We start from the raw sequence: 18,678 nt of genomic DNA on the forward strand, positions 1-18,678 counted from the left end.
CTTTGTGCGTGTCTCTTGTTTCGTGCCAGAGATCAACCTCGGATTGTCTTCAATGGCAGTGGCAGCGTCTCTCTAGAGTATCCCCAAGATGCGCGGCACCGCCGCGAGCAGGCTGCGCGTGTAGGGGCTCTGCGGCCGGTGCAGCACCTCGTCGGTCGGCCCGGCTTCCTCGATGCGGCCGTGCTGCATCACCACCACCCGGTCGGCGATGTACTCGACGACCCCGATGTTGTGCGTGATGAAGAGGTATGACACGCCCAGCTCGCGTTGAAGCTCGCGCAGCAGGTTGAGGATCTGCGCCTGCACCGACACGTCGAGTGCCGAGGTGGGCTCGTCGCACACGATGAGCCGCGGCTTGAGTGCGAGCGCGCGGGCAATCGCGATGCGCTGCCGCTGGCCACCCGAGAACTCGTGCGGGTAGCGCTGCAGCGCCTCGCGGCGCAGGCCCACCCGCTCGATGAGCGTGGCCACCTCGTCGCGTCGCGTTTCGGCGGCGAGATCGGGTCGCAGCGACCGAAGCCCTTCTTCCAGCAGCTCGGCCACGCGCATGCGCGGGTTGAGCGAGCCGAACGGGTCCTGGAAGATCATCTGCACCGAGCGACGCGCCTCGCGCAGCGCGTCGCCCTGCAACGAGAAGAGGTCGCGCCCGTCGAGCAGCGCGCGGCCTTCGATCTGGGCCTGGCGGCGCAGAAGCTGCACGATGGCCTTGCCGGTGGTCGTCTTGCCGCAGCCCGATTCGCCGACCAGGGCGACCGTTTCACCCGCGTCAACCTTGAACGACACCTCGCGCACGGCGGTGAAGTGTTGCCCGGCCCGCTGCAGCAAGCCGGTGCGAATGGGGAAGTGGACCGACAGCTGCTGCACCTCGAGCAGCGGCTGGCCGGCCACGCGTTGCGCCGCGGGCGCAGCTGCGGCGACGGGCTGTGGCGGCGGCGCAGGCGTGGGTGTGGCGCCCTCGCGGTAAAGCAGGCAGCGCACCGGGTGATTGCCGCCCGTCTCATACAGCGGGGGCGGCGTGGTGTGGCACTCGGGCATCACCCGGTCGCAGCGCGGCGCGAAGCGGCAGCCGGTGAAGGCTTGCGACAGCGGCGGCACGCTGCCGCCGATGGCAGCGAGCTTCTCGCCACGGCGCGCCGCATCGGGCAGCGCGCTCAGCAGCAGCTTCGCGTAAGGGTGTCTCGGCGCACGGAAGAATTCCTCGGCCCACGCCACCTCGATGATCTGGCCGGCATACATCAGCGCCACCCGGTCGGCCATGCCGGCGACCACCGCGAGGTCATGCGTGATGAGCAGGAGGCCCATGCCCTTCTCGCGCTGCAGGTCCTTCAACAGATCGAGGATCTGCTTCTGGATGGTGACGTCGAGCGCCGTGGTCGGCTCGTCGGCCACCAGGAACTCGGGTTCGGCGGCAAGCGCGATGGCGATCATCACTCGCTGCTTCTGCCCGCCGGACAGGCGGAACGGGTACTCGTCGATGCGGCGCTCGGGCTCGGGGATGCCCACGCGTCGCAGCCAGTCGATCGCCTTCGCACGCGCCGCCTCGCCGCGCAGATCGGTGTGCGCCTCGATGGCTTCGACGATCTGGTCGCCCACCCGCATCACCGGGTTGAGGCTGGTCGCAGGCTCCTGGAAGATCATCCCGATGCGCCCACCACGCACGGCGCGCATGCCGGATTCGGGCAGTGCGAGCACGTCGTCGCCTTCCAGGCTCACCTGGCCCTGCGTGATGCGGCCGTTCTCGGGGAGGAGGCGCATGAGGGCGAGCGCCGTCATGCTCTTGCCGCAGCCCGATTCGCCGACGAGCGCGAAGGTCTCGCCACGGCGGATGGTCAGCGCCAGGCCATCGAGCGCCTGGACCAGGCCCTCGTCGGCGGCGAGCGCCACCTTGAGGTCGTCAACCTGCAGCATGTTTTCCGGCCTTGAGTCGTGGGCGGAAGTTGCGGGCGCGCGGGTCGAACGCATCACGCACCCCATCGGCGAAGAGGTTGGCCGACAGCACCAGCGTGACCATGAACACGAAGGCGGCGGCGAACGACCACCACACGGTGGGCTCGCGGTTCATCTCGTTGCGCGCGAGATTGATCATGCCGCCGAAGCTGCTGGTCCCGGGGTCGACCCCGACGCCCACGTAGGTGAGCACCGCTTCGTAGAGGATGAGGTCCGAGAACGCCAGCACCGTGGTGATGAGCACCAGGTGCATCACGTTGGGCAGGATGTGGCGCGCCATGATGCGTGTATCGCTCACGCCGAACGCGGTGGCGGCCTGCACGTATTCGAGCTCGCGCAGCTTGAGCGTCTCGCCGCGCACCAGCCGGCACAGCGTGGCCCAGCCGGTCACGCCGAGCACGATGCACAGGAGCAGGATCTTGAGGTCGGAGCGCTCGGCGCCGGTCTCGAACATCTCGGGGTTCTTGTCGAGGAAGACCTGCACCATCAGCACGCAGGCGGCGATGAGCAGCACGTTGGGCACCGAGCTGAGCGTGGTGTAGAGGTACTGGATGACTTCATCGACCCAGCCCTTGAAGTAACCCGCGAGGATGCCCAGCACCACCGCCAGCGGCAGCGTGGCCAAGGTCGACAGGCCCCCGATCACGAACGCGGTGCGCACGCTCTTGAGCGCCTGGTACAGCACGCCGTTGCCGGTGCGGTCGGTGCCGAACACGTGGTAGTGGTTCATCAGCGCGACCAGCACGCCGCCGAGCAGGCACACCACCGCGAGCGTGGCGGCGGTGGCGCGCAGCGGGTAGCGGGTGCGGTCGGAGGCGATGTCTCGCAGGGCCTGCGCGACGCCGCCATGCGCGCGGCGCAGCACCGTGGCCACGGCCAGCAGGAGAAGCGCGAACACCGCCGCGCCGCCGAGCAGGCCGAAGATCACACGACGCGCCACGTCACCCGACCACTCGGTCGCCGGGTCCTGCAGATGCGCCCCGCCGAACTTGAGCCGCGGGTACTGCCGCACCGTCTGGCCATCGACGTTCACGCTCTCCTTGCTGATGCCATGCGTGCCGAGCGGCGCCGAGTAGGTGGCCTCGCGCATCTCGATCTGGCGTGCCAGCACCACGTCGAGCAAGGACATGGTGCGCGTGTCGTAGTAGACCTGCCCGCCCTGCGGCGGCAGCGCGCGGCGGAAATGCACGCTGTCGAGCGCCGTCACGAGCCCGAAGAGCACCAGCAGCACACCCGCACTCAAGGCCGCCGGGTCGAGCATCACCTTCTTCCAGTTCGCCTGCAGCGTGGGCTGGCGCCGCACGTGCCAGACGTAGGCGGCCAGCGCCAACGCCAGCACGTAGAGCGCCACGTCGGTCCAGAGGAAAACCAGCTTGAAGCCCATGATGCGTTCAGGTGAGCCGCACGCGCGGGTCGACCCAGGTGTAGGCCAGGTCGATCAGCACGTTGCTCGCGATGTAGAGCGCAGCGCCAAGGAAGACCATCGAGCGCACGATGGCGAAGTCCTGCCCCGAGATGGCTTCGATGACGAAAGTGCCAAGGCCCGGAATGCCGAAGAAGCTCTCGAACACCAGACTGCCGAGAAACACATACGGCAGGTAGGAACCGGCGCTCGTGATGATCGGGATAAGCGCGTTGCGCAGCACGTGGCGCAGCAGCACCCAGTGCTCGGCGATGCCCTTGGCGCGCGCGGTGCGCACGTAGTCCTTGCCGACCTCTTCGAGCAGCATCGCGCGGTAGAGCCGCGCCTCGCCACCCAGGCGCGCCAGCAAGGACAGGAAGACCGGCAGCAGCAGGAATTTCACCGCGTCCAGCCCCGGCGCATAGCCCGAGATCGGCACCAGCCGCAACACCCGCGCAAACAGGTACTGTCCGACGATGATGTAGAAGAGCGCCGAGATCGACAGCATCAGCACGCACAGCACCACGCCCCAGAAGTCGATGCGCGAGTGCCGGAAGAAGACCAGCAGCACCGCCATGCCCGTGCTGAAGATGAGCTGCAGGATGAACACCGGCACCGCCAGCTGCAGGCTCACGCCCATGCGCACCTTGATCTCGTGACCGATGTCGACCGCGTTGCGTGCATCCGACCGCCCGAACTCGAGCGCCATCAGCGAGACCGAGCGCTCCCACACGATGGTCTGCGTGAGCTTCTCGCGGCCCTGCGCCTTGTCGTTCCAGTAGAGCGGCTTGTCGTAGCCGCGCTCGGCCTTCCACTTGTCGATCTGCTCCTGCGTGACGCGCTTGCCGCCGATGTTGAGCCGCGCCATGTCGTCTGGCGTGTTGACGGTGAAGAAGAGGAAGAACGTAAGCAGGTTGACCCCGACGAGGATCAGCAGCGCATAGCCCAGGCGGCGCAGCAGGTAGCTCGTCATGCTGCGCGCACCTGAGGTTTGGCCGTGCGCTGCTCGCGCAGGCAGTAGCTGCGCCGGGCGATCCAGCCCAGCCACACCAGAAGCGGCACCGCGGCGAGCACCGGCCACCAGACCGGGTGGTTCCACTCGGCCTGTGCCTTGGCCCGCGCGCCTGCGTCGACGCGGTAGTACTTGGCGAGGTCACGCACCACGATGGTCGGCTTGCCGTTGTGCACCCAAGACTGGAAGGCCAGGCCCACGTAGGGGAAGTAGCCCCAGGCCCAAGGCGCGTCTTGCTGAGAGATGGCAACCATGCGGTCGATCACCTTCTGCTTCTCGGGCCCGTCGTCGAGCGTCTGCAGCTGCTCGTAGAGGCGGTCGTATTCGGCGTTCTCGTAGTTGGCCGCGTTCTCGCCCTCGTGCTTCACCTTGCCGTTGGGGCCGTAGAGCAGGAAGAGGAAGTTCTCGGCATCAGGGTAGTCGGCGAGCCAGCCCCACCAGAAGATCTGGTGCGTGCCCTTGTGCACCTTGTCCTGGAACTGGTTGTAGTCGGTCGCGCGGATCTCGAGCTGGATGTCGATCTTGGCGAACTGGCGCACCATCCAGTCGAGCTCGGCCTTGATCTCGGGCGTGGGCGCGCGCTGGAAGTCGTAGTTCAGCACCAGCGGGCGGCCGGTCTTGGCATCGCGCCCGCCTGGGTAGCCGGCTTCGGCCATCAGCGCCCTTGCGTCTTCGATCGGGCGGCGCACGACCTTGCCGTCGACCATCTTGTGCGTCACCGGGTTCATGCCTTCCACCGTGCCGTGGCGACCGCCAAACACGCCCGGCGGCACCACGCTGTGCGCCGCCTCGCCACCCTTGTTGCGGAAGATGCGGCCGTAGCCCTCTTCCCAGTCGATGGCGATCGAGATGGCCTGGCGCAGCTTGCGGTTGCGCACCTGCTGCGCTGGCGTGTCGCCCTTGCCCACCACCGGGTCGAGCCAGTTGAAGCCGAGGTACCAGTTGTTGATGTCAGTGGTGATGGGGAAACGGTAGCCGCGCTGCTCGTACTCCTGCCGCACCGCATCGGAGTCTTCCATGTCGACGCGGAAGTCGATGCCCCACTCGGGCCGCTCGATTTCGGGCACGTCGAGGTAGCCCTGCTTGAACTTCTGCTTGCGCGGCACCTTCTCCTTCTCGATGGTGGAAACGATCTTGTCCACGAAAGGCATGGGCTTGCCGCAGTCGTCGAGCAGGCCCGCCTCCTTGTCGCCGGGCATGCCCTCGCACGGATAGGGCTCGCCCCGGTAGTTGGGGTTGCGCTTCAAGACGTGGCGGCGATCCTGCACATACTCGGCCATCATGAAGGGGCCCGTGCCCACCGGCCACTGGTTCCACGACAGGCTGTTGCCCGCCATGCCGGGGCGTGCGTAGAAGGCGTCGGCCTCCCAGGGCACCGGGGCGGTGAAGGTCATCGCGAGCCAGTATTTCCACTGCGGGTACTTGCCCTTGATGCGGATGCGCAAGGTGTACTTGTCGAGCGCGGTCACGCCTTCGAGCGGCCACTGGCGGAAGTCGAGAAAAGGCTTGTCTTGCGATGAGGCCGGCAGGCCGGCGCGCAGCTTCGCGTCTTCGGCGCGCACCAGGGCGCCGTATTCCTTGAGGCCGAGGATGTAGGCCGAGAAGGTGGCGAACACCGGCGCCTCAATGCGTGGCGTGGCGTGGCGCTTGAAGGCGTAGACGTAATCGTCGGCCACCAGCTCGCGCGTGCCGGTCTTCTCGAAGTCGAAGGGCGAGCGCTTGTCGCCCAGCTGCTCGCGCGTGAGCTGGTGGTAGAGGTAGCGGCCCTGCTCGTCTTTCGCGAACGCGGGGTGCGGCGCGTAGAGGATGCCCGGCTTGATCTTGATGTCGTACACGCTCTCGGCGATCTGCGCGGCGGGCGCGTCGGCCGGCAGCGGTTTGCGGTCGGCCGACAGGTACACCGGCTGCACCACCGCCTCGGCCGCCTTCGGGATCAGCTCGTAGGGCCGCTTGAGGTAGTGGTACCCGTAGAGCGGCTCGTAGATCGAATAGGTGTAGGGCGTCTCGGGGTTGCTGTACGACGCGGTGGGGTCGAGGTAGCGTGGGGACCGCTCGTCGAACGAGTTGAAGAGCGTGTTTTCCTTCTCAGCGCCTGCGGGATACGGGCTGTTGTTGCAGCCGCCGAGCAGGGCCACCACGAGACCTGGCCCGACACACAGCGCGAGCGAGATCCGGCGTGCGAGGCAGCGTGGTTGCATGGGTGCAAGGCGTCAGTGGTCCCAGCCCATGAGCACGTCGCGTGCCTGTACCAGGAGCGTCACCTTGGCGCCCACCGGCATCGTCACCTTGGTCGGCACATGGCCGAAGGGCAGCCCGGTGAGGATGGGCGTCTTCGTCTGGCTGCGCAGGTACTCGACCACGCCCTTGAGCGAGTAACCCCGGTCGAGCGGCGACTTCTTGAACTCGTTGAAGCTGCCCAGCACCACCGCCTTCTGCGCATTCAGCACACCGGCCTGGTGCAATTGCAGCAGGCTGCGCTCGATGCGGTACGGGTGCTCGTTCACGTCTTCGAGGAAGAGGATGCCGCCCTTCACCTTCGGGAAGTGCGGCGTGCCGAGCAGCGCGTTGAGCACGCAGAGGTTGCCGCCCCACAACACGCCCTTGGCCTGCAGGCCGTCGAAGCCCGCCTCGGTGCGAAAGCCCACGGCTTCGAGCGCGCCCGTCATCGCTTCCACGAAGCAGTCTTGCGTGATGTCGTCGACCGTCTCGCCGCCGAAGTCGCCCACGGCCAGCGGGCCGGCCCAGCTCTGCGCGCCGGTGTGGGCGAGCAGGCCGAGTTGCAGTGCCGTCATGTCGCTGTGGCCGACCCAGCGCGTGCCGTGGGCCACGCTCTTGGCGATGAGCTTCCAGTCGATGCGGTCGAGCAGGCGGGTGAGGCCGTAGCCGCCGCGCGTGGCGAGCGCGATGTCGGGCCGGGCGCGGGCGATGCGGTGCAGCGCGTCGAGTCGCACGTCGTCATCGCCGCCGAAGCGCTGGTGCCGGGCAAGCGCCGCTTCGTCCACCGACACCTCGAAACCCTGTGCGGCCAGGCGCCTGGCGGCCAGCTTCAGCGGGGCGGCCTTCAGCACCACGCCGGCCGGCGTGAAGAGCGTGAGGTGCTGCGGGTGGGCCTCAGCTGCGTGGTGGTGATGGTGGTGGTGGCTCAACTTCGACAACCTCTCCGGTCGGTATCACGTCAATCGTGTCAGGGGCGGCGCCGAACTCGCTGTCGCCGGGCTCGGCAGGCAGGGCCCGGCGCTTGCGGTACAGCTCTCGCCGCTCGGCGAAGAAATCGCGCAGCACCTTGCCGCACTCGTCGGCCAGCACGCCGCTTTCGATCTGGGTGTGGTGGTTGAGCTGCGGCACGCCAAACAAGTCGACCACCGAGCCCGCGGCGCCGGTCTTGGGGTCGGTGGCGCCGAACACCACGCGCTTGAAGCGCGCGTGCATCAGCGCCATCGCGCACATGGCGCAGGGCTCGAGCGTCACGTAGAGCTCGCATTCGGGCAGGCGGTAGTTGCCGAGCAGCGTGGCAGCGTGGCGCAGGGCCACGATCTCGGCGTGGGCGGTCGGGTCGTGCTCGGTGATGGGGCGGTTGTAGCCGGTGGCGATCACCTGCCCGCCTTTCATGATCACGGCGCCCACCGGCACCTCGCCCACCAGCCACGCGTTGTGGGCCTGGTCGAGCGCGATGCGCATGGCGTGTTCGTCGGCGGGGGTGCTCATTTGTCGGCGGCTTCGGTGCGGCGGGCGGCGTCTTCCAGGGCCTTGTTGACATCCTGGCGCACCTGCTCCTGGAGCTGCACCGCCTGCTGCTGGGCGGACGCTCCGGGTGCACTGGCGGCAAGCGGCGAGACGGCCGTCGCCGTCTTCACCGAGCGGCTCGCCACCACCGCCACGACGACCAGCACCAACAGCAACGACACCACACCGAGCACAGCCTTCATGATCGCCCTGCAACCTGGGAAGCCCGCACTGTAACCGGCAGACCGTATGCTGCGGCCTCGATGCAAGACAGCCTGTTCCCGGAAGAAACGCAGCTCGCCGCACCGCGGCCGGCCCCCGCTCCTGCTGCCACACCCGTGGCAGCGCCGGAAGCCCCGAGGCGCCGCGGCAGCAAGGTCCTGCCCTGCCCGCCCGACGAGTCGCTCGTGGCCCTCGCCCGCGAGCTGCCGCCGCGGCTTCGCCTCGGTGGCTCGTCGTGGAGCTACCCGGGCTGGAGGGGCCTGGTGTGGGAAGGCGACCACAACGAATCCAAGCTGTCGCGCGAAGGGCTCACGGCCTATGCGCAGCACCCGCTCTTTCGCAGCGTCTGCATCGACCGCAGCTTCTACCGCGCACTCACGGCGCAGCAATACGCCCGCTACGCTGCGCAGGTGCCCGACGACTTCCGCTTCGTGGTGAAGGCGCCCGCCTCGGTCACCGATGCCACCGTGCGCAGCGAAAACGGCCGCGCGGTGCAGGAGAACCCGGTGTTCCTCAACGCAGAGATCGCGATCCGCGAGTTCGTGGAGCCCGCGCTCGACGGCCTCGGCACCAAGCTCGGCGTGCTGGTGTTCCAGTTGAGCCCGCTGCCCCTGCCGCTGTTGGCGAATCTGGACGAGGTCTTCGCCCGTCTGCGCGCCCTCCTGCAAGCCCTGCCCTCGCTGGCCGCCGCGCCCGACGCGGTGGTGGCGGTGGAAGCGCGCGACCCGGAGTTCCTGACGCCAGCCTTCGCCGCCCTCTTGCGCGACTGCGGCGCGGCCTTCTGCCTCGGCCTGCAGGCCAAGATGCCACCCATCGACGGCCAGCTGCCCATGCTGCGGGCGATGTGGCCCGGCCCGCTGGTCTGCCGCTGGAACCTCAACCCGGTCAATGGCGCATACGGCTACGAGTCGGCCGAGAAGCGCTACGCGCCGTTCGACAAGATCGTCGACCCCGACCCGCACACCCGCGACACGCTCGCCCGCGTGATCGCGGCGACCACGGCCGCGGGGCACAACGCCTTCGTCACCATCAGCAACCACGCCGAAGGCTGCGCGCCGCTCACGGCCGCGTCGCTGGCGCAGGCGGTGGTGTCACGAAGGGGTTGATGCGCCCTGCAAGGGCCAGCGTGCGAGCGGCACGTGGCGCGCTTGGCCGATCAGGCTGTCGACCAGCGCGAAATCGTTCACCCGCCACACGATAGGCCCTACCGGCTGCGGCGGCAAAAGCTGGCCGTCATACAACAAGGTGACGTGCGGCGTGAACGTGTCGTCGACGAGCTCGCCGAGGCCTTGTCGCACAAGCGCCTCGCTCAGGCCGCGGCGAAAGTCCATCAGCGCGGCCAGCCCCGCCTCGCTACCGCGCAGCACGAAGGGCCGCTTGCGCGGGCGCCCAGGGAAGCTCACGGCCTGATCGAAGACCACGTCGAACGGGGCGAAGCGCAGCGCCGAGGCCGCTGCAGCCAGCCCATCCACCAGCGCGTGCGGCAAGCCGACGTGATCGCCGAAGAAATGCAGCGTGACGTGAAAGCGCGAGGTGGCGAGCGGCCGTCCCTTGAGGCCGTGCTCGGCCTTCAGGCGATTCGCGAGCTCGGCAATGGCCGCCGCGGCAGGCGCGTCAGGCAGCAGTGCGAAGAAGAGCCGGTCGGTCGGCCGCCTGGGCGGCTCGGTACTCGGCGAAAGCGGATGTTCGGCCATGCACTCGCTTACGGCGTTGAAGCGTGCGATGACGGTATCACGCGGCGCCCGCTCGGGCTGCCCCAACCGGAGGCCGCCATCTACGTTGGCACTACCCAATCGAACACGACGTCCTGAATGCCCTGCAGCAGAACCTTGCGGCCAAGCGCCGGCAGCTGCTCTCTCCCTTCGACGATGCTCAGAAAATGGTTGCCTGCCAACGGCCCCATCTTGCTGGCAAAACTGCAGGCGCCGTAGGCGATCAACAGTTCCGTTTCGCTGAAGCCTCCCGGGTAGAACAGCACGTCACCTGCCGACGGGTGGCTGGTGTGGTTCTCGTAACCCACGCCCAGCTGGAAGTCGCCCAGCGGGACCCACACCGCTTCACCGCTCCATCGCACATGGATGATCCTCTGCCGATAAGGCAGCAGCTTGGCGAAGGCCGCAAAGGTGGCCGGCGCATCGGGGTGGGCCTCGGCGACAAAGCGGTACCCCGCAGCGACGATCTGCAGACGTTGCGGCAGGCTCATGCGTCCATCTCCACCCAGCGCCGCCAGCTCTGCTCGCGCGGACGTGGGCGTGCCGCCTCCGGACGTTCGCAGTGCAGGAACTGGCCCGCACCGGCGCGGCCGAGGAACCTTTTGCCGTCCCAGACCACCTCGCCGCGCAGCAGCGTCATCGCGGGCCATGCCTGCAGTTCGCGGCCTTCGTACGGCGTGTAGTCGGCGGCGTGGTGCAGCGCCTCGTTGCGGATGGTGTAGGGCATGCCCGTGTCCCAGACCACGAGGTCGGCGTCGCTGCCGACGGCAATGGTGCCCTTGCGCGGGTACAGGCCATACAGGCGCGCCGCGTTGGTGGCGGTGAGTGCGACGAACTGCTGGAGGGTGAGGCGCCCGGTGAGCACGCCTTCCGAGAACAGCAGGCCCATGCGCGTCTCGATGCCGGGCACGCCGTTGGGGATGTAAGGGAACTCCGGTTCCCTGCCGCCCAGGCGCTTGCCGCCTGCGTCGTTGTCGTAATTGAAGGGCGCGTGGTCCGACGAGAGCACGGTGAACAGGCCATCGGCCAGGCCGTCCCAGATCACCTGCTGGTTGGCCTTGTCGCGCGGCGGCGGGCTGCACACGCAGCGTGCGCCGTGGAAGCCCGGCAGGGCCAGGTCGTCCTGCGTGAGGAAGAGGTACTGCGGGCAGGTTTCGGCAAACACGTTGAGCCCCTTGCCGCGCGCCCAGCGGATCTGCTCCACCGCCTCGGCACCCGACACGTGCACCAGCAGGATGGGCACGTCGACCAGCTCGGCGAGCGTGATGGCACGGTGCGTGGCCTCGCGCTCCACCGGCGAGGGGCGCGACAGGCCGTGGAAGCGCGGCGCCGTCTTCCCCACCGCCAGCAGGCGCTCGGTGAGGTAGGTGATGGCGTCGGTGTTCTCGGCGTGGACCATCACCATCGCGCCATGCAGGCGCGCCACCTCCAGCAGCTCGAGGATCTGCCGGTCGTCGAGCTTCATGTCCTCGTAGGTCATGTAGAGCTTGAACGAGGTGTAGCCCTTGTCGATGAGCGAAGGCAGTTCTTCGCTCATCACCATCGGCGTGGGGTCGCTCACGATCAGGTGGAAGGCGTAGTCGACGCTCGCCTTGCCCTCGGCACGGCGGTGGTAGTCGTCGACCGCCGCCTGCACGCCCTGCCCCTTCTGCTGCGCCGCGAACGGAATCACGGTCGTAGTGCCACCGCAGGCCGCCGAGCGGGTGCCGGTCTCGAAGTCGTCTGCCATGCGCACGGGCGGCAGCATCGGCTGGTCGATGTGACAGTGCGAGTCGACACCGCCGGGGGTGACGAAGCGGCCGGCGGCATCGATCTCGCGGGTGTTGGGGCCGGCCTGCAGGCTTTCACCCAGCGCAGTGATGCGCCCGCCGGTGATGCCGATGTCGCAGCGGAAGAGGTCGGCGGCGGTGGCGGCCTGCGCATTGCGCACGATCAGGTCGAAGGCGGTGCTCATTGGGAAACCTCCGTGCTCCGCACTGCGGTGCGAGCCCCTTCGGGCGGCCGTGCGGTGCTCATGCGATCTCCTCCGCGAAAAGGCTGCCCCAGCCCTGCACGCGCCGCGTGTCCACGCCGCACATCCGCAGCGACTTCCACACCGCGGTGCTCACGGTGTCGTAGACCGGGATGCCGAGTTCCGCTTCCAGCGCCGGCGCGAGGTGAGCCGCCCGCAGGTTGGTGCAGAAGGTGGTGAGGCACTGCGGCTTCGCCTTCGCGACGTCGCGCGACATGCCGATCAGTTGCTCGGGCGTCACCTCCGAGAAGCTGAAGTTGACGCTCTGATTCAGGTGCTGCTCGGCCACGCATTCGAAGCCGTGGCGCGCGTAGTTGGCGACGATGGCCGCCTGCACGTCGTGCAGGTAGGGCGTGACCAGGCCGAAACGCTTGCGCTGCGTCTTCTCCATGATCTCGTTGAGCGCCAGCACCGAGGTGCAGCAGCGGATGCCCACCTCCGCCTCAATCCGCTGGCACAGCGCCACGTCGGCGTCGAAGCCCAGCCAGCCCGACGAGGTGCCGTTCCACGCGATCACATCGACACGCGCATCGGCCAGGAGGCGCGCCGCCTCGAGGATCGGCGCCATGTCGAACTGGCCCAAGGCTTGTGGCTTGAGCGAGATCTCGGTCACGCGGAAGCGCCCGAAATGCGCGCTGACCTCGGGCAACCCGGCCAGCATGGCCGAGGTGATGGGCTCCAGCGCAGTGTTGGAAGACGGGGTCAGCATCCCCAGCAGAACGCGCTTCATGCGCGCCACCCGCAAACGTCCCTACAATTTTTCATTGCCAGCCTCTCTGGTTTCGTCGACAAAATCGCACATGCCTGCACACAAAGCCGCTCGCAAGAGTGTTGCCACCCCTTCCGCGACTCCACTGCCGAGCGGCGCCATCGTGCGCAGCGCCATCTACGACCGCATCCTCCAGGCGGTGCTCGAGCACCGTCTGCCGCCGGGCACCAAGCTCGTGGAAGACCGCCTGGCCGAACTCTTCGACACCAGCCGCGCGCAGGTGCGCGACGTGCTGGCGCGCCTGGCCGACGAGGGTGTGGTCACCACCATCCCGAACCGGGGCGCGTTCATCGCCTCGCCCACACCGGAAGAAACGCGCGAGGTGTTCGAGGCGCGGCGCCTCATCGAGCCGGCGCTGGTGCGCCGCTTCATCGCCCGGCGCGACGACGCGGCGGTCGAGAAGCTGCGCGCCCTGGTCCTCGAGGAGCAGCAGGCGCGCACCCGGCAGGACCGGCCGACCATGGTGCGCCTGTCGGGTGAGTTCCACATCCGCCTGGCCGAATACGCCGGCAACCGCATGCTCGAACGCAGCATGCGGGCGCTGGCCTCGCTCACCTGCCTGTCGATCTTTCTCTACGACGCGCCGCACGCCACCGCCTGCCGCGAAGACGAGCACGAGCTGCTGCTCAATGCCATCGCCCGCCGCCGCGCCGACCGAGCCGCCGAGCTGATGCTGGAGCACCTGGCCCACATCGAGGCCTCGCTCGACCTGCGCCTGCCGCGCGACGAGGCGGTGGACCTGGCCGCGGTGCTCATGCCGCGCTGAGCCGCGGGCGGCTGGCCGAGTCGGATAAAGGTGCGCCGGTCTGCACCGGCATGGTTCACTGCGCACTATTTGTCGGCATACCAATTGTGGATTGTCGACAATACGCACGCTTCATGCCGACATTCAGGGCCTGAAGTGATGGCACGTTTCTTGTGTCATGCAGGGCCATGCTTGGCCGAGACACCTGTTCATGACACCGCGCCGGACCCTCCTGCGCGGCGCGCTGGCGCTCGTCGGCGATGAGCTGAGCTTCGACCGCCAGCCGCGCGACGTGCTGGTCGCGGATGGGCGGATCCTGGCCATCGAGCCCGCCGGCCGCATCGAACACGCCGACGAGGTGATCGAGTTGCCCCAACGCCTGCTCGCTCCCGGTCTCGTCAACGGCCACCAGCATTCGCACGAGCACTTTCAGCGCGGGCGCACCGAGAACCTGCCGCTGGAGCTGTGGATGCACCTGGTGCGCACACGCATCCCGGTGAAGCTGACCCCACGGCAGGTGTACCTGCGCACCATGATCGGCGCGATCGAATCGCTGCGCACCGGCTGCACGACGCTGGTCGACGACCTGGCGCTCGGCCCGGCCATCGCCCGCGACCAGATCGATGCCGCGCTGCAGGCCTACGACGACGCCGGCGTCCGCGCCCTGGTCGGCTTCGCGATGATGGACACGCCCATCGTCGACAACTTTCCCTTCGTCGACGAGCTGGTGCCGGCCGAACTGCTGGCCGAGCTGCGCGCCACCCCGCGGCCGAGCACCGATGCGCAGTTGGCGCTGGTGCAGGAGCTGGCCGCCGCGCGCCACCCGCAGCAGCGGCGTGTGGGGGTACTGGTCTCGGCCTCGGCCCCGCAGCGCTGCACAGACCACTACCTCAAACGACTGCGCGCGCTGGCCGACGAGCTGGCGCTACCCGTCATCACCCACGTGCAGGAGACCCGTCTGCAGGTGGTGACCGGCCAGCTCTTCCACGGCAGCACGCTCGTCGAGCACCTGGACCGCATCGGCTTCCTGAAACCCGCCACCAGCCTCATCCACGCGGTGTGGCTCAACCCACGCGAGATCGCCGCACTGGCCGAGAGCGGCGCCACCGCGCAGCACAACCCGTGGAGCAACCTGCTGCTCGGCTCGGGGGTGCAGCCGGTGCGCGAGTTGCTCGAAGCTGGCGTGAACGTGAGCCTCGGTTCCGATGGCTCCTGCTCCACCGTCACCACCAACATGCTGCAGACGGTGGGCAGCGCCGCCGGCCTGTCCAAGCTGCGTGGTGACGAGCCCTCGCGCTGGCTCAGCGCGCGCGAAGCGTGGCACGCCGGCACGCTGGCCGGTGGGCGTGCATTGGGTTTCGGTGACTCCCTCGGCAGCCTGCGGGTCGGTGCGCGTGCCGACCTGGTCGGCTACCGGCTCGACAGCGTGAGCTTCACGCCGTTCAACGATCCGTTGCGCCAGCTCGCGTATGCGGAGCGCGGCGCAGGGGTCGATTTCGCGATGGTCGATGGCGAGGTTGCGATGCGCAGCAGCCGCCTCACCCGCATCGACGAGGCGGCGCTGCTGGCCGAGATCGAGCACGAGTTCCATGGGCTGGCCGATCGCTACCGCGAGGCCGAAGCGTCGACGGCGCCGGTGCTGGCGGCGATGGAAGCGATCTACCGCCGCTCGCTCACGCTGCCGGTGGCCGGCGACACCTTCGCGGCGCGGCTCGCACCGCTCAACCCGGCATGAAGCTGCTGCTCCTCAACCCCAACACCACGCAGGCCGTGACCGATGCCGTGCTGGTGGCGGCACGTGCCGCCGCACGACCGGGCACCGAGTTGAAGGCGGTGACCGGCCGCTTTGGCCCGGTGGTGATCGGCTCGCGTGCGGAGAACGCATTGGCCCATCACAGCGTGCTGCAACTCGCCGCCGAGCACGCGCACGACTGCGACGCCGTGGTGCTGGCCGTCTCGCTCGACACCGGCCTCTGGGCCTGCCGCGAGCTGCTGAAGGTGCCGGTGATCGGCATGACCGAGGCCGGGCTGCTGGCGGGCTGCAGCGTGGCGACCCGCATCGGCCTCATCACCTACGGCAGGCGCATGGGCCCGCTGTACCGCGAGATTGCCGAGGGCTACGGCCTAGCGTCGCGCCTGGCCTGCATTGCCACGCTGGACGTCACGCCGCAACAGACCTTCAGCGAGCCGCAGGCGGTGCGCGATGCGGTGCTCACTGCGGCACGGCAGCTGGTGCAACACGATGGCGCCGAGGCGGTGCTGCTGGCCGGTGCGGCCATGGCCGCGATGGCGGCCGATCTGCAGCCCGAGATCGACGTGCCCTTGCTCGATGGCGTGGCCTGCGCGGTGGCGCTCGCCGAAGCACACGCCAATCTCAAGCTGCCGAAAGCACGCACCGGCAGCGTGTCGAGCACCGGCGGGCGTGAGGTGCGGGGCGTGTCGCCCGAACTGGCGAACCTGTTCGCGCAACGGCCATGAACGCGCCGCACACCTGGACCGCCCGCGACTGCGCCCAGCGCGTGAAGGCGCGCGAGCTGAGCGCCGTCGAGGTGGCTCGCCACTTCATCGAGCGCGTGGTGCAACTCAACCCCGCGCTCAACGCCATCGTGCAGTTCGACGCCGAGACAGTGATCGCCGAAGCACGCCGTGTCGATGAACGAATGGCAGCGGGCGAGTCGCTGCCGATGGCCGGCGTGCCCGTCACCATCAAGGACAACCTCTGGGTCGAAGGCCGCACCGTCACCCAAGGCTCGCGCCTCTTCGCTGACTTCGTCGCGCCGCGCGATGCCTGGGTCGTCGCGCGCCTGCGTGAGCTGGGTGCCGTCATGCTTGGCATCACCAACTGTTCCGAGTTCGCCTGCAAGGGCGTGACCGAGAACCTCGTCTACGGCCCCACGCGCCACCCGATGGACAACACGCTCACGCCCGGCGGCTCGTCGGGAGGCGCGGTGTCGGCGCTGGCCGCAGGACTGGGCTTGCTGGCGCTCGGCACCGATGCCGGCGGCTCCATCCGCCGGCCCGCCGCGCACTGCGGCCTGGTCGGGCTCAAGCCCTCGCAGGGCGTGATCCCCCACCCCTGGGGCTTCGCCGAGCCGAACTACGGCGTGTCGGTGATCGGTCTCGCCGCGCGCAACGCGGGCGACTGCGCGTGGCTGCTCGACCACCTGGCCGGCTTCGACAACGGCGACCCAAGCGCACCGCCCCTGAGCGTGGCGCTTCAAGCGCACGCCACCACGGCCATCGAAACCCCTCGCGAACTGCGCATCGCCTGGAGCCCGCAACTCGGCTGCGGCTACGCCATCGACGCCGACGTGCTGTCCGCCCTCACCGAGCGGGTAAACGCGCTGCGCGAGGCCGGCTGGTCGGTGACCGAGACTGACCCGCCGTGGCCCGACGGCATCCGCGAATACCCGCTCGCCGCCTTGCAGCACGCCGGCCTGCACACGCTCTACGGCGACGCATTGAAAACGCGCCGCCACGACATCGACCCTGACCTCGCCGCGCAGATCGACGCCGGTGCCGCCATCACGCCCGACGAAGTGGCCCGTGTGCTGCGCCTGCGCGAACGCATCGTCGCCGGCCTCTCGCGCTTCTTCGATTCATACGACCTCTTGCTGTGCCCCACCGCCCCGGTGACCGCGTGGCCGCTGAGCCAGATCGGCCCGCCGGTGATCGGCGGTGCACCGGCCGGCCCCCGCGGCCACGCCGCCTTCACCCCGCTCTTCAACTACTGCGGCGTGCCCGCCTGTTCGGTGCCCGCCGGTCTCGTGCGTGGCCTGCCGGTCGGCTTACAGGTCGTCGCACCACGCTTCGAAGACGCGCGCGTGCTGCAGATGGCCGCCCTCGTGGAGCGCCTGTCATGAGGCGCACCGCACAGCTTTGGGGACACAAGTTTGGTATGCAAATTGCACGTCAACGATCAGCGCAGGGCTGCAAGGGCCCTCTTGGTTGGCGTGCCGAGCGAAACGTGTGCATCACGGCGCTGGCAGTCCCCGGCGACCGTGATCCACCGTTGTGTGTCATCAGCAACGTGCACCTGGCCCAGGTGCTTTTCAACGGAGATCACCATGTTTGAGCGTGTCAGCAGCCCCTCTTCTTCCCTGACATCCCGCCGCAGCTTCCTCAAGAGCAGCGGCATCGCCGGCGCGACCATCGCGCTGCCGGCCGGTCTGGCGAGCACCCTGATGCCCGGCCTCGTCAGCGCCCAGACGCAGACCGTCATCAAGGCCACCCACGGCTCGGGCCTGTGCAACCTCGCCTTCTTCCTCGCCAAGAAACGCGAGCTCTCCAAGGCCGACGGCGTCACGCTCGACTTCGTGGTCACGCCCACCAATGCCGACATCGCCACGCTCTTCGGCGCGGGCCAGGTCGACATGTCGGTGATCCCGTACTCGAACTTCCTCACGCTGTACGACGCCGGTGCGCCGGTCAAGATCGTCGCCGGTGCGGGTGTCGACGGCTGCATCCTCATCGCACGCGAAGGCATCAAGAGCGCGGCCGACCTCAAGGGCAAGACCCTCGGCACCTTCCAGGCCGACACGCTGGAAGTGCTGCCCTACGACTACCTGAAGAAGGCGGGCCTGAGCTTCAAGGACGTGAAGGTGCGCTACTTCAACACCTCGCCGGAAATGGCCCAGGCCTACAACGCCGGCGCGGTGGATGCCATCTGCCACATCGAGCCCTACGCCACGCAGTGCCTCACCGCCCGCAAGGGCTCGACCGTGCTCAGCGACGGCAGCGACATCTACGGCAAGTACTACTCCGATTGCGTGCTGGCCGTGCGCACGCCGCTGATCGAGAAGAACCCGAAGGCGGTGAAGGCGGTGATCAAGGCCATGATGGTCGCGCAGAGCCAGGCCGAGGCCGACCCCGAGGCCGCACTCAAGGACACCGTGGGCACCTACTACAAGACCTCGATGGAGGCCGCCCGCCTGGCCGCAAGCAAGCAGCCCATCATGATCGACCAGCGCAAGAACACGCAGTTCATCCTCGATCGCGGGCAGTCGATGAAGGAGCTGGGCTACGTGAAGAAGCTCGCGCCGCGCGCCGCCATCGACTGGACGCTGCTCGACCAGGTCATTGCCGAGAACCAGAGCCTGTACGCCGGCCTCAAGCTCAAGACCACGGCCTGACCC

At 68.4% G+C, this 18,678-nt stretch carries 17 protein-coding genes; 6 read left to right on the forward strand and 11 right to left on the reverse strand.

Translation table 11 applies throughout. The annotated features are described in order from the left end of the window. Positions 1-72 precede the first annotated feature (72 nt). The 7 genes from RXV79_RS14805 to RXV79_RS14835 are packed head-to-tail and all read right to left on the reverse strand — an operon-like array spanning position 73 to position 8,287. Positions 73-1,908 (reverse strand): ABC transporter ATP-binding protein, encoded by a 1,836-nt coding sequence (locus RXV79_RS14805; protein ID WP_316698548.1) that lies wholly within the window; start codon positions 1,906-1,908, stop codon positions 73-75. After that, positions 1,895-3,331 carry an ABC transporter permease gene (locus RXV79_RS14810; RefSeq protein WP_316698550.1) on the reverse strand — a complete coding sequence of 479 codons (1,437 nt, stop codon included), beginning with the start codon at positions 3,329-3,331 and terminating at the stop codon, positions 1,895-1,897. Before RXV79_RS14810 ends, RXV79_RS14805 begins: the two co-directional genes overlap by 14 nt. Before the next feature lie 7 nt (positions 3,332-3,338). After that, complete coding sequence (locus tag RXV79_RS14815) at positions 3,339-4,322, reverse strand: ABC transporter permease (RefSeq protein WP_316698552.1); 984 nt, start codon at positions 4,320-4,322, stop codon at positions 3,339-3,341. Next, positions 4,319-6,559 carry an ABC transporter substrate-binding protein gene (locus RXV79_RS14820; protein ID WP_316698553.1) on the reverse strand — a complete coding sequence of 747 codons (2,241 nt, stop codon included), beginning with the start codon at positions 6,557-6,559 and terminating at the stop codon, positions 4,319-4,321. The genes RXV79_RS14815 and RXV79_RS14820 overlap by 4 nt, the downstream gene beginning before the upstream one ends. 12 nt (positions 6,560-6,571) lie before the next feature. After that, positions 6,572-7,507, reverse strand: coding sequence for an LD-carboxypeptidase (locus tag RXV79_RS14825; protein ID WP_316698554.1), 936 nt, complete (start codon positions 7,505-7,507; stop codon positions 6,572-6,574). After that, positions 7,473-8,066, reverse strand: coding sequence for a tRNA adenosine(34) deaminase TadA (gene tadA, locus RXV79_RS14830; RefSeq protein ID WP_316698555.1), 594 nt, complete (start codon positions 8,064-8,066; stop codon positions 7,473-7,475). Before tadA ends, RXV79_RS14825 begins: the two co-directional genes overlap by 35 nt. After that, on the reverse strand, positions 8,063-8,287 hold the full coding sequence (locus RXV79_RS14835; RefSeq protein ID WP_316698556.1) for a hypothetical protein: 225 nt from the start codon (positions 8,285-8,287) through the stop codon (positions 8,063-8,065). The genes tadA and RXV79_RS14835 overlap by 4 nt, the downstream gene beginning before the upstream one ends. A gap of 60 nt (positions 8,288-8,347) precedes the next feature. Between RXV79_RS14835 and RXV79_RS14840 the strand changes: the two genes are divergently transcribed. Next, a complete protein-coding gene (locus RXV79_RS14840; RefSeq protein ID WP_316698557.1) occupies positions 8,348-9,412 on the forward strand; it encodes a DUF72 domain-containing protein in 1,065 nt (354 codons plus the stop codon). Here the strand turns inward: RXV79_RS14840 and RXV79_RS14845 are convergent. The 4 genes from RXV79_RS14845 to RXV79_RS14860 are packed head-to-tail and all read right to left on the reverse strand — an operon-like array spanning position 9,398 to position 12,759. Then, a complete protein-coding gene (locus tag RXV79_RS14845; RefSeq protein ID WP_316698558.1) occupies positions 9,398-10,066 on the reverse strand; it encodes a 2'-5' RNA ligase family protein in 669 nt (222 codons plus the stop codon). The genes RXV79_RS14840 and RXV79_RS14845 overlap by 15 nt on opposite strands. Positions 10,067-10,080: 14 nt before the next feature. After that, the gene (locus RXV79_RS14850) at positions 10,081-10,509 is read right to left on the reverse strand and encodes a DUF3830 family protein (protein WP_316698559.1); all 429 of its coding nucleotides are present in this window, start codon (positions 10,507-10,509) and stop codon (positions 10,081-10,083) included. Beyond that, positions 10,506-11,972, reverse strand: a complete 1,467-nt coding sequence (hydA, locus tag RXV79_RS14855) for a dihydropyrimidinase (protein ID WP_316698561.1) — start codon at positions 11,970-11,972, stop codon at positions 10,506-10,508. Before hydA ends, RXV79_RS14850 begins: the two co-directional genes overlap by 4 nt. A 58-nt stretch (positions 11,973-12,030) precedes the next feature. Continuing rightward, on the reverse strand, positions 12,031-12,759 hold the full coding sequence (locus tag RXV79_RS14860) for a maleate cis-trans isomerase family protein (RefSeq protein ID WP_316698562.1): 729 nt from the start codon (positions 12,757-12,759) through the stop codon (positions 12,031-12,033). Between the two features lie 70 nt (positions 12,760-12,829). Here RXV79_RS14860 and RXV79_RS14865 point away from each other — a divergent pair, with 70 nt between their 5' ends. The 5 genes from RXV79_RS14865 to RXV79_RS14885 all read left to right on the forward strand — a co-directional run bounded on the left by RXV79_RS14865 (position 12,830) and on the right by RXV79_RS14885 (position 18,675). Beyond that, positions 12,830-13,564 (forward strand): GntR family transcriptional regulator, encoded by a 735-nt coding sequence (locus RXV79_RS14865; protein WP_316698563.1) that lies wholly within the window; start codon positions 12,830-12,832, stop codon positions 13,562-13,564. A 190-nt stretch (positions 13,565-13,754) separates the two neighbouring features. Then, positions 13,755-15,278 carry an amidohydrolase family protein gene (locus RXV79_RS14870; protein WP_316698564.1) on the forward strand — a complete coding sequence of 508 codons (1,524 nt, stop codon included), beginning with the start codon at positions 13,755-13,757 and terminating at the stop codon, positions 15,276-15,278. Next, positions 15,275-16,021 (forward strand): aspartate/glutamate racemase family protein, encoded by a 747-nt coding sequence (locus RXV79_RS14875; protein WP_316698565.1) that lies wholly within the window; start codon positions 15,275-15,277, stop codon positions 16,019-16,021. Before RXV79_RS14870 ends, RXV79_RS14875 begins: the two co-directional genes overlap by 4 nt. Then, positions 16,018-17,406 (forward strand): amidase, encoded by a 1,389-nt coding sequence (locus tag RXV79_RS14880; protein WP_316698566.1) that lies wholly within the window; start codon positions 16,018-16,020, stop codon positions 17,404-17,406. The genes RXV79_RS14875 and RXV79_RS14880 overlap by 4 nt, the downstream gene beginning before the upstream one ends. 204 nt (positions 17,407-17,610) lie before the next feature. Further along, positions 17,611-18,675, forward strand: a complete 1,065-nt coding sequence (locus RXV79_RS14885; RefSeq protein WP_316698567.1) for an ABC transporter substrate-binding protein — start codon at positions 17,611-17,613, stop codon at positions 18,673-18,675. Positions 18,676-18,678 lie beyond the last annotated feature (3 nt).

It is taken from the genome of Piscinibacter gummiphilus, assembly GCF_032681285.1.
GTDB classification, from domain to species: domain Bacteria; phylum Pseudomonadota; class Gammaproteobacteria; order Burkholderiales; family Burkholderiaceae_C; genus Rhizobacter; species Rhizobacter gummiphilus_A.